This is a genomic window from Streptomyces sp. NPDC050433, from assembly GCF_044458565.1.
In the GTDB taxonomy this organism is placed as follows: domain Bacteria; phylum Actinomycetota; class Actinomycetes; order Streptomycetales; family Streptomycetaceae; genus Streptomyces.
The window spans coordinates 104491-117804 of sequence record NZ_JBITIB010000004.1 but is presented as its reverse complement, the minus strand read 5'-3'; the positions used below and the strand labels follow the sequence as shown (position 1 = coordinate 117804).

Annotated in this window: 10 protein-coding genes; 6 read left to right on the top strand and 4 right to left on the bottom strand. The window is 71.1% G+C overall.

Going from position 1 to position 13314, the window contains the following annotated elements:
* Positions 1-39: 39 nt before the first annotated feature.
* Positions 40-1404 (bottom strand): aspartate aminotransferase family protein, encoded by a 1365-nt coding sequence (locus tag ACIBLA_RS07040; RefSeq protein ID WP_399198009.1) that lies wholly within the window; start codon positions 1402-1404, stop codon positions 40-42.
* Between the two features lie 152 nt (positions 1405-1556).
* On the opposite strand from ACIBLA_RS07040, the gene ACIBLA_RS07035 reads away from it, so the two are divergent.
* The 3 genes from ACIBLA_RS07035 to ACIBLA_RS07025 all read left to right on the top strand — a co-directional run bounded on the left by ACIBLA_RS07035 (position 1557) and on the right by ACIBLA_RS07025 (position 4543).
* Positions 1557-2153, top strand: coding sequence for a type 1 glutamine amidotransferase family protein (locus ACIBLA_RS07035; RefSeq protein WP_399198008.1), 597 nt, complete (start codon positions 1557-1559; stop codon positions 2151-2153).
* Entirely contained in the window at positions 2150-2626 is a 477-nt protein-coding gene (locus tag ACIBLA_RS07030) for a MarR family winged helix-turn-helix transcriptional regulator (protein WP_399198007.1), read from the top strand. Before ACIBLA_RS07035 ends, ACIBLA_RS07030 begins: the two co-directional genes overlap by 4 nt.
* 105 nt (positions 2627-2731) lie before the next feature.
* Entirely contained in the window at positions 2732-4543 is a 1812-nt protein-coding gene (locus tag ACIBLA_RS07025) for a protein kinase (protein ID WP_399198006.1), read from the top strand.
* A 17-nt stretch (positions 4544-4560) separates the two neighbouring features.
* Here ACIBLA_RS07025 and ACIBLA_RS07020 read toward each other — a convergent pair whose 3' ends face one another.
* Complete coding sequence (locus tag ACIBLA_RS07020; RefSeq protein WP_399198005.1) at positions 4561-4704, bottom strand: VOC family protein; 144 nt, start codon at positions 4702-4704, stop codon at positions 4561-4563.
* Positions 4705-4847: 143 nt separating this feature from the next.
* Here ACIBLA_RS07020 and ACIBLA_RS07015 point away from each other — a divergent pair, with 143 nt between their 5' ends.
* Both ACIBLA_RS07015 and ACIBLA_RS07010 read left to right on the top strand, forming a co-directional pair.
* The gene (locus ACIBLA_RS07015) at positions 4848-5441 is read left to right on the top strand and encodes a TetR/AcrR family transcriptional regulator (RefSeq protein ID WP_363240317.1); all 594 of its coding nucleotides are present in this window, start codon (positions 4848-4850) and stop codon (positions 5439-5441) included.
* Positions 5442-5450: 9 nt separating this feature from the next.
* A complete protein-coding gene (locus tag ACIBLA_RS07010; protein ID WP_399198004.1) occupies positions 5451-6719 on the top strand; it encodes a GDSL-type esterase/lipase family protein in 1269 nt (422 codons plus the stop codon).
* Here ACIBLA_RS07010 and ACIBLA_RS07005 read toward each other — a convergent pair.
* On the bottom strand, positions 6617-10258 hold the full coding sequence (locus tag ACIBLA_RS07005) for a hypothetical protein (RefSeq protein ID WP_399198003.1): 3642 nt from the start codon (positions 10256-10258) through the stop codon (positions 6617-6619). The genes ACIBLA_RS07010 and ACIBLA_RS07005 overlap by 103 nt on opposite strands.
* Before the next feature lie 274 nt (positions 10259-10532).
* Here ACIBLA_RS07005 and ACIBLA_RS07000 point away from each other — a divergent pair, with 274 nt between their 5' ends.
* Positions 10533-11732: an RCC1 domain-containing protein gene (locus ACIBLA_RS07000; protein ID WP_399198002.1), complete on the top strand. Its 1200-nt coding sequence runs from the start codon at positions 10533-10535 to the stop codon at positions 11730-11732.
* Between the two features lie 101 nt (positions 11733-11833).
* On the opposite strand, the gene ACIBLA_RS06995 is transcribed toward ACIBLA_RS07000, so the two are convergent.
* The coding region (locus ACIBLA_RS06995) for an ADP-ribosyltransferase (protein WP_363240321.1) at positions 11834-13314 on the bottom strand (1481 nt) is incomplete at its 5' end.

Genomic DNA, 13314 nt, shown 5'->3' with positions numbered 1-13314 from the left:
CCGGGCACCGGCTCGGCGGTCAGACCGTGTGCTCGGCGGTCAGACCGTGTGCTGGTCGGCCACCTCCAGCGCCGCGTCCAGGATCGCCAGGCCTTCCTTCGCCTCCGCCTCGGTGATGGTGCAGGGCGGGACGGCATGCGTACGGTTCATGTTCACGAACGGCCACAGCCCGCCCTTCTTGCACGCGGCGGCGAACGCGGCCATCGGCGCGTTCGCGTCCCCCGTCGCGTTGTACGGCACCAGCGGCTCGCGCGTCTCCCTGTCCCGTACGAGGTCGAGCGCCCAGAACACGCCCTGCCCGCGCACCTCCCCCACCGACGGGTGGCGGCCGGCCAGCTCGCGCAGGCCGGGGCCGAGGACCGTCTCGCCGATGAGCGCCGCGTGCTCGACGATCTTCTCGTCGGCCATCACGCGCAGCGTCGCGACGGCCGCCGCGCAGGCGAGCGGGTGGCCGGAGTAGGTGAGGCCGCCGGGGTAGGGGCGGGTCGCGAAGGTGTCCGCGATGGCGGCGGAGATCGCGACGCCGCCGAGCGGTACGTAGCCGGAGTTGACGCCCTTCGCGAAGGTCAGCAGGTCGGGCACGACGTCGAAGTGGTCGGCGGCGAACCACGCCCCGGTGCGGCCGAAGCCCGTCATCACCTCGTCCAGGATGAAGACGATGCCGTGCCGGTCGCACAACTCCCGTACGCCCGCGAGGTATCCGGGCGGCGGCGTCATGATGCCCGCTGTGCCGGGGATCGTCTCCAGGACGATCGCGGCGACGGTCGCCGGCCCCTCGAAGGCGATGGTCGCCTCCAGGTGCTCCAGCGCGCGGGCGCACTCCTCGGCCTCGGTGGTGGCGTAGAAGGGCGAGCGGTAGAGGAACGGCGCCCAGAAGCGCACCACGCCCGCACTGCCGGAGTCGGACGCCCAGCGGCGCGGGTCGCCGGTCAGGTTGATCGCGGTGGTGGTGGAGCCGTGGTACGAGCGGTAGGCGGAGAGCACCTTGGGGCGGCCGGTGTGCAGGCGGGCCATCCGTACGGCGTTCTCGGAGGCCTCGGCGCCGCCGTTGGTGAAGAAGACCTTGTCCAGGTCGCCGGGGGTGCGCTCGGCGATGAGGCGTGCGGCCTCGGAGCGTACGTCGATGGCGAAGGCGGGCGCGAAGGTGCTGAGCCGGGCCGCCTGCTCCTGGATCGCGGCCACGACGGCGGGGTGCTGATAGCCGATGTTGGCGAAGACGAGGCCGCTGGTGAAGTCGAGGTAGCGGTGGCCGTCGTAGTCCCAGAAGTACGAGCCCTCGGCGCCGGCGACGGCGAGCGGGTCGATCAGGTCCTGCGCGGACCAGGAGTGGAAGACATGGGCGCGGTCGGCGGCCTTGACGGCGGCGCCGGCGCGGGGGTCTACGAGGTCGCGATGAGGGGTCATAGGGCGAGCGTAGAGAGGGGCGGGTGGGAGGCGAAATGACCATCCTGTCTGGTGTGGGCGGTGGGACTCGGCAGGGTGTCGCCTCCCATTTTTGACAGCATGCTGTCGTCATGACAGACTGCTGTCATAGTCGAACTGCCGAGGAGGCCACCATGACCGGCAGAACCGTTTACCTCGCCGTGTACGACACCCTCGCCGACTGGGAGACCGGGTACGCCACCGCGCACCTCGCCCGCAACGGCTTCACCGTGCGGACCGTCGGCCCCACCACCGAGCCCGTCACCACCATGGGCGGACTGCACGTCCAGCCCGACATCGCGCTCGACCGGCTGGGCGAGCCCCGTGACACGGCGGTGCTCATCCTGCCGGGCGCCGATCTCTGGGACACCGGGGACGACCTGGCGCCGTTCGCCCGCGCCGCCCGGCGGTTCCTCGGCCTGGGCCTGCCCGTGGCCGCGATCTGTGGCGCCACGGCGGGGCTGGCCCGCGAGGGTCTGCTGGACGACCGGGCGCACACCAGCGCCGTCAGCTACTACCTGGACGCCACCGGCTATCAGGGCGGCAAGCACTACCGCGACGCCGACGCGGTCACCGACGGCAACCTGATCACGGCCGGCCCGACCGAGCCGGTCGCGTTCGCCCGCGAGATCTTCGCGCTGCTCGGTGTGTACGAGGGCGAGAAGCTGGACGCCTGGTACCGGCTGTTCAAGAACTCGGACGCGAGCGCCTTCGAGGTCCTCAACTCATGAGCGAGCAGGGGCAGGTCAGTACCCCGGCACGGGCCGGCGCGCCGGAACTGCTCAGCAGGAGCGCACTCGGCGTCTTCCGGCTCAACGGCCAATTCCTCTCCGTGGCGGATGAGTTGGCCGCCCCGGCGGGCCTGACGGCGGCCTGGTGGCAGGTCCTCGGAGCCGTACTGCCGCAGCCGCTGCCCGTCTCCGGGATCGCCCGCGAGATGGGCATCACCCGGCAGAGCGTGCAGCGGATCGCGGATCTGCTGGTCGAGCGGGGACTGGCGGCGTACGAGCCGAACCCCGCCCACCGACGGGCGAAGCTGCTCACCCCGACCGAGAAGGGCCGCGCGGCGATCCACGAGATCACACCCGGCCACGCGGCCCTCGCGGTGCGCCTGGCCGGGGAGTTGGGGGCGGAGGGCTTCGCCGAGACCGTACGGGTGCTGGAGCGGCTGTCGCGGGCGCTGGACGCGATCGAGCACGACTAGGGCCTGTCGGCTGACTCCCGGTTTCCCCGTGACCGCGCAGGGCGACGACAGCGGCACTATCCTCGCCCCGACGGGCTTGGGCATCTGGGGGAGGGCCGTACGGCCATGGAGAATCTGGCTGCGGGAGATCCACAGCGCATCGGCGCGTACCGGTTGCTGGCACGCCTCGGTGCGGGGGGCATGGGGCAGGTCTTCCTGGCGCGTTCGGACCGGGGCCGTACGGTCGCGGTGAAGCTCGTACGCAAGGAACTCGCCGAACAGGACGAGTTCCGCAACAGGTTCCGGCTGGAGGTCGCCGCGGCCCGGCGGGTCGGCGGCGCGTGGACGGCGCCGGTTCTCGACGCGAACACCGAGGCCGCGGTGCCGTGGGTCGCGACGGGGTACGTGGCCGGGCCCTCGCTCAGCGCCGTCGTCTCGGGCCCGCACGGGCCGCTGCCCGCCCGCTCGGTACGGATACTCGGCTCGGGTCTCGCCCACGCCCTCCAGGACATCCACACCGCGGGCCTGATCCACCGCGACCTCAAGCCGTCCAACGTCCTTGTCACCATCGAGGGCCCGAAGGTCATCGACTTCGGCATAGCCCGCGCGCTGGAGTCGGTCACCGACGCCGGGCTGACCCGGACCGGCGGGATGGTCGGGTCGCCCGGTTTCATGGCGCCGGAGCAGGTGCGCGGCACCCCGGTCACGCCCGCGTGCGACGTGTTCTGCCTGGGCTCGGTGCTCGCGTACGCGGCGACGGGGCGGCTGCCGTTCGGCGCGGCCGACACCGCCGTGCACCTGCTGATGTTCCGTATCGCGCAGGAGGAGCCGGACCTGTCCGAACTCCCGGAGGGGCTGCGGGAGTTGGTGGGCGACTGCCTGAAGAAGGACCCGGCGGAGCGCCCGACCCCGGCGCAGATCCTGGCGCGGGTGGGCGAACCGGACGACGACGAGCCCTGGCTGCCCGGCGCGCTGCTGGCCCAACTGGGCAGCGACGCGGTGCATTTGCTGGATCACGAGGAGCCGGGAGCGCGTACGGAACTGGCGTTCTCGAAGCCGCCGGAGCCGGCGCCCGAGCCGGGGCCTCCGCCGCCGGGTGGCCCCGGCGAGGGCGGCGTGCACCACATGGCGACGAGGGTCGGCACGCCGTCCTCGCCCCCGCCCCCGCCTCCGGAGCAGGCGCCTCCGCCCGCCCAACTGCCCCAGCCGCCCCAGCCGTACGGCTACCCGCAGCCCGGCCGGCCCCCGCTCCCCCCGTGGGGCGCGACACCCCCGTACGGCCCGCCGCCGCCCGCCGGCTACGGCTACCCCGTCCCGCAGCCCGAACCGCCGCGCCGCAGCGCACGCGGCACGGTCGCGCTGATCGCCGTCGCACTGGTCGTCGCGCTGGGCGCGGGCGGTTCGGTGTACGCGTTCATGGACAGCGGCAGCGAGAAGAAGGACGACGGGGCTCACAACCAGGCGGACAACTCGCCCGACAACAGCACCCCCCAGTCCGAGGAGGCGGAAACGGACGGCGGTACGGACACACCACCGGCCGCCGAGACCCCCTCCCCGTCGGACACGGAGAAGGCCGGTGCGGGCGACGTACCGAAGAAGTACCTCGGCGCCTGGTCCGGCACCATCGACGGCGAGGCGGGGCTCAGCACGCGCGAACTCTCCATCAGACAGGGCGAGGTGGGCGACACCGTCCTCGTACTGACGGGGGAAGGCCCGACCGAGACAGGCGGCACGTACCACTGCGTGTTCGAGGCGGAACTCGACGAGGCGCCGTCGTCCGGCCCGCTGCGGATCGGCCCGTCGACGGTCACGACGGGCCGCCCGATGTCCTCCTGCCGGCCGGGCGCTGCATCGGAACTGACGATCCTCCCGGACGGCCGCCTGCGCCGGACGTCAACGACGGGGGGCGAGTCGGTGACGTACACGAAGGGCGGCTAGAGACTCAAGCGGCGGTGTCACCCCACACAGAACTCGTTCCCCTCCGGGTCCCGCAGCACGATCCCGAAGTAGTCCATCGACGGCTCGTCCATCACCCGCGACACCGTCGCCCCGGCGGCCACCAGCCGGTCCGCCTTGGCGGTGATCCGCTCCTTCCGCACCGCACGCGGCACCTCGCGCCCGCCGCCCACCTTCAGATCCAGATCGCACCCGGTTCTTCACGACCTGCGCCTGAATCAATTACGGATTTGCCTATAGGCCTTAGGTGAATGCATAATCGATTCAGGTAGACGGAAGGAGCCCCATGTCACCCCGCGCAGGACTCACCACCGAACGCCTCGTCCGGGCGGGCGCCGAGTTGGCCGACGAGGTCGGGTTCGAGCAGGTGACCGTCTCGGCGCTGGCCCGGCAGTTCGACGTCAAGGTCGCCAGCCTCTACTCGCACCTCAAGAGCTCCCAGGACCTGAAGACCCGGATCGCGCTGCTCTCGCTGGAGGAGATGGCCGACAGGCTCGCCACCGCGCTCGCCGGGCGGGCGGGGAAGGACGCCCTGGGCGCGTTCGCGAACGTCTACCGCGACTACGCCCGCGAGCACCCCGGCCGCTACACCGCCGCCCGGCTGACGCTCGACCCGGAGACCGCCGCTGCCAGCGCCGGCCCCCGGCATGCGCAGATGACGCGGGCGATCCTCCGTGGGTACGACCTGACGGAGCCGGACCAGACACACGCCGTACGGCTCCTGGGCAGCGTCTTCCACGGCTACATCAGCCTGGAGACGGCCGGCGGCTTCAGCCACAGCTCACCGGACTCCGACGAGACCTGGGTGTGGATCGTGGACCGCCTCGACGCGCTCCTACGGACCTGGCCCATCGCAGACAACGAAGAACAGGACGCATAGGCAGAGACCATGAGCACCCAGCATCAGTGGACCACCACACCCATCACCGCCGACATCCTGCGCGGCGCCATCGAGTTGGAGCACACCGCGCACGGTGTCCTCCCCCACCGGCTGCCCGCCTGGGCCCGCGCCCAGAACAGCGACCCGCAGTTGGCGATGGTGGAGGCCCAACCCTCCGGCGTACGGCTCCGGTTCCGCACCCGCGCCACCGCCATCGAGCTGGACGCGCTGCCCACCAAGCGGGTCTACGTGGGCGCCCCGCCCCGCCCCGACGGGCTGTACGACCTTCTCGTCGACGGCCGGCCGGCCGGCCACGGCTCCGTGGCGGGCGGCAACATCCTGACCATCGACATGACGGCCGGGACCAGCGAGCAGCAGCCGGGACAGCCCGGCACCCTCCGCTTCGGCGAACTGCCCGACGGCGAGAAGGACATCGAGGTCTGGCTGCCGCACAACGAGAGCACCGAACTCGTCGCCCTGCGCACCGACGCCCCCGTCGAGCCCGTACCGGACCGGGGCCGCAAGGTGTGGCTGCATCACGGCAGTTCGATCAGCCAGGGTTCCGACGCCGCAAGCCCCACCACGACCTGGCCCGCGCTCGCCGCCTCCCTCGGCGGCGTGGACCTGATCAACCTGGGCCTGGGCGGCAGCGCCCTGCTCGACCCGTTCACCGCACGCACGATGCGGGACACCCCGGCCGACCTGATCAGCGTCAAGCTCGGCATCAACCTGGTCAACGTCGACCTGATGCGTCTGCGCGCCTTCACTACGGCCGTCCACGGGTTCCTCGACACGATCCGCGAGGGACACCCCACGGCACCGCTGCTGGTCGTCTCGCCGATCCTGTGCCCCATCCACGAGGACACCCCCGGCCCCAGCGCCCCGGACTTCTCCGCCATCAGCGAGGGCCGACTGCGGTTCCTGGCCGCGGGCGACCCGGCGGAGCGCGACGGCGGGAAGCTGACGCTGAACGTCATCCGGGACGAGCTGGCCCGGATCGTCCGGCAGCGGGCGGCCGAGGACCCGAACCTGCACTACCTGGACGGCCGCGAGCTGTACGGCGAGGCGGACTACGCCGAACTCCCCCTCCCTGACGAACTCCACCCGGACGCCCCCACCCACCGCCGCATCGGCGAACGCTTCGCCGCCCTGGCGTTCACGACACCGGGCCCGGGTCAGACACCTGTCTCCGTCTCCTCCCACGCCGCCGCCAGCCGCTCCGCCGTCGCGGCCTGGTCCCACAACTCGGCCGGGTCGTCGGGCATCGCCGCGTCGTAGACCTCCAGCCGGGCCGCCTCCGGTACGCGACGGAACCAGTCGCGGGCGGCGGCGGCCTCCGCCACCTTCAGGCCCAGCGCCTTACGGGTCTCCGGCGGCAGGAAGTTGCGCTCGTCGTTCGCGATGTACGGGAGGCCCGCCAGGAGCAGGGCCGCCGCCGTCTGGTCGAGGCCGGTAGCCCCGGAGAGCCGGCGGGCCGCGGCCGGGTCGAAGGGGACAGGGCCGCGGTGTTCCAGTTCGTCCACCAGCAGGTGCAGCCGCTCGGGTGTGGCCCAGCCCTCGGGCACCTCCCGGACATCGAGGAGACCCGCCGGTGCCGGCCCGGTCCCCCGCTGGAGACACACCGCGAGGCTCCGGGCGGCATCGCTGTGGGACCTCCCCCAGGCGCCGTGGAGCATCGTGATGTCCAGCGGCATCACCACGCCGTTGCCGTTCTCGTCGGACAGCGCGGCTCGCTGCTCACCGTCCAACAGGCCGCGCCGCAGGCCCGGTTCGGCCAGCGGCGACAGCGCCCAGAACCTCAGCAGCCGAGCCAGCGCCCGGCTGTGCTCGGCACTGGTGACGGCACTGACCGCACGGAACGCGAGCCCGCCGATCCGGCCGGGAAGCTCGGTCCAGTCGAAGGTGCTCCAGTTGTCCAGCCAGCCTTCCATCGCGACCTTCGCGTCGATCGCGCCGGCGAAGAACGCCGTGGTCAGCTCGATCTGTTTCGCCGTGCCCCGGTAGCCGCTGTTGTACTGACTGACCAGCCCCGCCAGCGCCCCGCCCAGGTCCTCGTCCGTCACCTTGATCCGTGCGAGGCGTGGCCGCTTGAGCCGGGTAAGGATCTTGTTCCGTTCGGCAAGGAGCGCGGTGGCCGCCTGGACGCATCCGACGACGCCCCGTACGAGCAGCGGATGGCCGACCTCGGGCAGGAGCCTGCGGACGGCGGTCCGCAGCGCCTCCTCCGAGGTGGCCGCGGCCTTCAGCAGACCCCGCACGGTGTCCTCGGTCATCTCCCGCAGAGCCCCCGATCCGGCAGGGTCGCGCGGGGTGAGGAAGTGCCAGAAGGCGGGCGGCGGGATGAGCTGTGTCCCGGCAGTCATCGGGTCGGGGTCGCTGTACGTATAGCCGTCGTTCCTCCGTTCGGCCTGCCAGTAGATCTCTCCCGTTTCGGCGTCGCGGGCGACCACCGGGCTGTATCTGCTGACACCGCCGCTGAGCAGGAGCCGCTTCTCCGTGCCCGGTACGTCCAGCAGACCCCAGACAGCCGTCATTCCGTCCCCGTCGAGCGTGCCTTCGACACCGTCGACACGGTGGTAGCGGACCCGGTCGGTCACCCTGTCCCTGACGACCCGCAGGCCGACATGGGTGCCGTCGCTGCCCAGGGGTGAGCGTTTGACGCCGTACGGCAGAGGGGCGAAGGACGAGGACTCGAAGTCCCACTCCTCGTCCTGACCGAGCAGGGCCGGGTCGAAGAACTCCGGCAGGCCGGCCTCGGCGAGATCGCCGGTCACCAGGTCGACCCGGTGCACCCGCGATTCCAGGCCGTCCGTGGCGTGCCACCAGAAGTCCCGGCCGTCATGGAACATATGGCCGTCCGGGCCGACCCGCCTCTCGCCGGAGTCGAGGACGGCGTGCCCCATGAACCGCCGGCCGCTCGGCGCCATGAACGTGTAACCGTGCTGGGGTGGTTCGTGGTAGAGCGACTTCCACATCCCCGGCCTTACGTCGAAGATCTCGCCCGGCACGTCCGACCAGTAGTGCCCCTGCATGCCGTTGACATAGTGCAGGACGAGGAACTGCCCGTCGGAGAAGTACACCTGAGGTGTGTGGTGGAACTTGGTGGCGTCTCGGAGCGGCACCCGCAGCCGGTGCTCCGCCATCCGGCCACCGGGCCCGATCGCGATGGCCTTCTGACGGTTGTGGACGGTCAGCGCGGGCCAGCTCGCCCGGCACCAGGAGTCTTTGCCCCTCACTTCGGCGGCGGCCTCGTCCAGGGCGGCCCATCCCAGCTCGTCCAGGATGCCCGCGCGCAGCGTCCTGGTCAGGGGCGTCACCATGTCGAGCGCTGCGATCCGGTCGTGCAGGCCGGGCGAATCTTTCAGCATGTCCCCACGGAGGTTCTCCTCCATCCAGCGAAGCGCGTGGGTCGCCTCCCCCAGGCCGCGCGACCCCGCCCGCCGGACATTGCTGTCGACGTTCGCGCTCAGGGCGGGCCGGAGCCCCCTCTTCCCCCACAGCTTGCGGAACTCGTCGCCTCCGCTCGGCACGGACCGCATCAGCACCGGCCCGAACCGTTCGTCATCGATCAGCGTCCGCAGGTCCTTGGGAGCGAACTCCTGCCAGTTCCGCACGTACGTCTTCGGGCCGGGGTCCGCCAGCGGGATTCGCGCGTCCAGGCAGCGGAGCAGCGCGACGGCGTCGATGCGGCAGTACTCCTCGAAGGCACCGGGCCGGAACCGTACCGGCGTATCGGCCTTCCGGACACGCTCCGCCAGCCGGGGCAGCAGCCCCAGCAACCCCTCGGGGACCGAGGGAGACGACACATCGCCGTACCGGCCGAGCATCGCGGACAGCCACTTCCCCGCATCACGGGACAGCTGGTCGAGAGCCCCGGTCTCGCCGAGCAGGTCGCACCACCAGTCGTCCATCGCCGAGGGCGGCACCTCGGTCAGCCGCCACAGCAGCCGCTCCTTCAGCGCCGGGGAGGCGGCGATCACGGGCATCAGCAGCTTGCGCTGTGTCTTCCAGAAACTGTCCGCCGCCCGCCACAGCGCCGGCGTGTCCACCAGGCTCTCCAGCAGCACCCGTTGCTCAGTGACCTTCTCCAGCCCCGCCACCCCGGCGAGCGTGCCGATCTGTTTCAGCACACCGGACCACGGCGCGAGCCCGCCCACCGTCCGGCGCAGGACCAGCTCCCGCAGATCGCGATACGCCTCCACCGGGTCGGGCCGCTGGTACAGCTCGTCGACATACGTGTTGATGTCCTTGGCCGACAGGGCTCCGGCCAGCGCGAACTCCAGGAACACCGCATGCCGCCCGGCCGGATCGACGCCCAAGGCGGTGTGCCGGTCGGCGGCCCGCGCCCGGCCGAACATCATCGCGCCCTGCTTGTCCCGCCCGGCGGCGATGAACAGCCGGCCCACCTCCTCCCAGAACGGCGGCAGATGGTCATCGGGAAGCGCCCCCGCGATCCGGTGGAACCTCTCCAGCGCGGGCCCCGGCCGGGGAGCCACGAGCTGCCCGGCCCGCGCCATCTCGGCACCCGCGTCCAGCGCGACCCCGGAGTGGTGAGGGTCATGGACCAGCGCCCAGGCCGGATAGCGGAGCGGCGGGCGATTCCCTGCCGCCACGGGCTCCCCCGCGTCCGGCGCGGAGAAGCCGGCCTCGGCCAACAGCCGGTCCTCGACGGGCGCGACCGCCTGCCCCGTCAGCCGCACGACGGGCCGCGCTCCCAGCAGCGGATGGGTGTAGCGACGCGCGGTGATCTCCTCCGCGGTCGTCGGCCCACCTGCCGTCCCCGTCGGCGCCAGCCCTGCGGCCAGACGTGTCCCCATGTCGTGCGTCATCGCTCGTCGAACCCCCGTGAACCAGTTCCCCGTCAACTGCCATCGACTATGACATCGACCACTGACAGTCGGCCCGAGCACCCACCCCCGACGGCCGTACGCCCCGGCCACCCGGCCCCCGCCTGCACGCCGTTCGGGTCGCTGTTCGGGACCATCCGGGTGGGCGACCGGTCGCGCCTCGGAAAGTGGCCAACGAGCGAATCGATGATCAGGTGCGGTCCCGACGAAGACGGGCACCGCACCTTCACGAGAGGACTTCCACATGCGCCGTAGTCGCGCCCTCCTGACCGCCGCCCTCACCGCCGGTCTCGCAGTCACCCCGCTGGCCTCGGTCTCGGCCGCGCCCGCGCCCGCCGAGGACAACCCGTCCGTTCTGAGCTGGGGCGCGGGCCGCGTCGGCCAACTCGGCAACGGTGCCGCCAAGGACAGCTTCGTCCCGGTGCCCGTCTCCTCCCTCGCCCGTGGCGACGTCGACCGGATCTCCGCCGGCGGCACCTCCGAGGACGACTCCTTCGCGCTCGCTCTCGCCGACCGGACCGTGAAGGCCTGGGGCCACAACTCGTCCGGCCAGCTCGGCAACGGCGGCCGTACCAACCGCAACTCCCCCGCCGCCGTGTCGCGCCTGACCGACATCAAGGACATCGCCGCCGGCGGCCAGCACGCGCTCGCCGTGGACGAGCAGGGCAAGGTCTACTCGTGGGGCGAGAACAACTACGGCCAGCTCGGCAACAACCGCACGGGTGACACCCGCGTCCTCCCGAACGTCGTCAAGGGCATGCCCAAGGTCAAGCAGGTCTCGGCCGGCTGCGACTTCAGCCTCGCGCTGACGGAGGCCGGCAAGGTGTACGCCTGGGGCCGCGGCGTCTACGGCCAGCTCGCCAGCGGCGACCGCACCACCAGCTCCAAGCCCCGCGAGATCGAGGGCCTGCGGAACGTCACCGAGATCGACGCGGGCTGCCACCACGCGCTGGCCCTGACCGCCGACAAGACCGTCAAGTCCTGGGGCCGCAACGAGTCGGGCCAGCTCGGCAACTCCTCCACGCGGAGCAGCGTCGTCCCGGTCGACGTCGACCGGATCGAGAACGTCAGCGACATCGACGCCGGCGCCAACCACAACTACGCCATGGGCAGCGAGGGTCAGGTCTGGGGCTGGGGCAACAACCAGAACAACCAGCTCCTTGAGGCCGACCCGGCCACCAAGGACGCCAAGACGTTCACCAACCGTTCGACTCCGATCGACATCCCCCGCCTGGAAGGCGCCCAGCAGGTCGCGGCCGGCGCCAAGCACGGCATCGCGATCTTCGGCGAGGACGTCTTCGCCTGGGGCCAGAGCGCGGAGCGCCAGGTCGGCGGCAGCAACACCGCGTCGACCATGCCGCAGTCGTTCCACATGCTCAACACCGACCCGGCCGTGACGAAGGTAGCTGCCTCCCTCGGCGGAAACACCAGCTACGCCTACTGATCCACCTGCTTCACCTGCTCCACCGAGAGCACCTGACGGCATGACACCGGCCCTGTGCGGTGACCTTCACCGGTCACCGCACAGGGCCGTACGCGTGTGGCTCAGCCGACCTGCTTCACCTGGATGACCTTGTACTCCTTGCCACCGATCATCTTCGTCGTCTCGCCCGTCTTCACGAACTTGCCGCCACGCGGGATGAGGACCTCCGACTCCCTGCCCCGATAGCGGGAGAGAGGGTCGATGTTGCGGCCGTTGTCCGTGGTGATCTCCATGACGACGTTCTCGCCCTCCCGACCGTTCGCCTTCGCGTTCTCGGCCGCGCGGTCGGCCTTCGCCGGGTCGCTCGACGTGCTGAGGTACTCGGGCATCTCGACCTCGTCACCGTTGGCGAACCTCTCCAGCATCTCGTCCGGCATGAACGTGCCCCGGTGGAACGTCCCCTCGACGGGCGGCAGATGGTCCAACGCGGTGTCCATCTTCTCGATGAACTTCGGCACCGACTTCGCCCGGCTGCCGGGTACGGGATGACCGCGCAGGTACTTGTTCGCGTCCTCGGCCCAGGAACCCGTGTAGTCGGCGACGATGAGCGCGTCTTCCTTGGTGAAGTCCTTCGTCAGCTCGTGCTTCTGGGCTTCTTCCTCGACCTGCTCCCCCCAGGTGTTCCGGTCGACGTCGCCGTACTTCGGGATGTCGTCCAGGACGTTCATCGGGGTCTTGTTCACCGGGCAACCGCGAAGGTGCGGAGGCTTCGGCTTCGGCTCGGGCTTGTCCTTCGGGGGGTCGGGATCGTCCTTGATCGGCGGAGGCGGCGGATCGGTGAGCCCGAGGGCGTTGCTGAGCTGGTTCTCGATGTCCTGGTACGTGTCGACGCCGGCGATCGCGGCGCTGGACATCGCGTTCGCCAGCTCCACCGGGGAGGGGGGTCCACCGGGCGCCGCGTACGTAACGCCCGCGCCCACCGAGGCCGACGCGAGGGTGTAGCGACCGGCACCGGCCGCGCCGGTGGTCACACTGCCGAAGTAGGCGACCTGGCTGCCGTCCGGGCACTTGTCCTTGTCGTCTTCGTCTTCGTCCTGGTCTTCGTCCTTGTCCTTGTCGTCGTCATCGACCTCCTTGCAGCCGGTCAGGCCCCACTGAGACCCGGCGCCGGTGGGGTTGCACTCGACCTTCTTGTCGTCCTTGTCGTCTTCGTCGTTGTCGTCTTCGTCGTTGTCCTTGTCCTTGTCGTCCTTGTCGTTGTCCTTGTCGTCGTCATCGACCTCCTTGCAGCCGGTCAGGCCCCACTGAGAGCCGGCCCCCGTGGGGTTGCACTCGACCTTGCCGCCACTCGAGCCACCGCTGGACGACGAACCACCACTTGAAGACGAGCCACCGCCGGAGGAGGAGCCGCCACCGGAGGACGAACCACCGCCGGAGGAGGAACCACCACCGGAGGACGAACCACCGCCGGAGGAGGAACCACCACCGGACGACGAACCACCGCCCGAGGAGGAACCACCACCGGACGACGAACCACCGCCCGAGGAGGAACCACCACCGGACGACGAACCACCGCCCGAGGAGGAACCACCACCGGACGACC